General features: G+C 64.7%; 1 protein-coding gene. It reads right to left on the reverse strand.

The window, feature by feature from the left end; genetic code table 11:
- Nucleotides 1–743 (reverse strand): aminotransferase class III-fold pyridoxal phosphate-dependent enzyme (locus tag CFB40_RS37580; RefSeq protein WP_143329962.1); only part of this gene is annotated, 743 nt, incomplete at both ends.

Below are 743 nucleotides of genomic sequence, written 5' to 3' on the forward strand. Positions count from 1 at the left end.
CCGAAGTGTTGGTGTGCGAACCATTCGCCGGTGCGGCCGAAGCCGCCGATCACTTCGTCGGCCACCAGCAGGATGTCGTACTTGCGGCAGATCCGCTGGATTTCCGGCCAGTACGTCGACGGCGGGAAGATCACGCCGCCCGCGCCCTGGAACGGCTCGCCGATGAACGCGGCGACGTTCTCCGCGCCGAGTTCGAGGATCTTCGCTTCGAGCTGCTGCGCGCGTGCCAGGCCGAACGCTTCCGGCGTTTCGCCGGCCGCCGCTTCACCGAAGAAATACGGCTGGTCGATATGCACGATGTTCTCGACCTTCGACGGCATCTGCTCGTGCATGTAGCCCATCCCGCCGAGCGTGCCGCCGGCGATCGTCGAGCCGTGATAGCCGTTCTTGCGCGAGATCACGTATTTCTTCTGCGGCTGGCCCTGCACGCGCCAGTACTGGTGCACGAGGCGCAGCACGGTGTCGTTGCCTTCCGAGCCGCTGTTGCAATAGAAGAAGTGGTTGAAGCCGGCCGGCGTGACTTCCGCGAGCATCGCGGAGAGTTCGATCACCGGCGGGTGCGTGGTCTTGAAGAACGTGTTGTAGAACGGCAGTTCCTGGATCTGGCGATACGCGGCGTCGGCGAGTTCCTTGCGGCCGTAGCCGACGTTCACGCACCAGAGGCCGGCCATCCCGTCGATCACCTTGTTGCCGTCCGAGTCCCACAGGTAGACGCCGTCGGCCTTCACGATCACGCGGCTGCC

Source organism: Burkholderia sp. AU31652 (genome assembly GCF_002223155.1).
Lineage (GTDB): Bacteria > Pseudomonadota > Gammaproteobacteria > Burkholderiales > Burkholderiaceae > Burkholderia.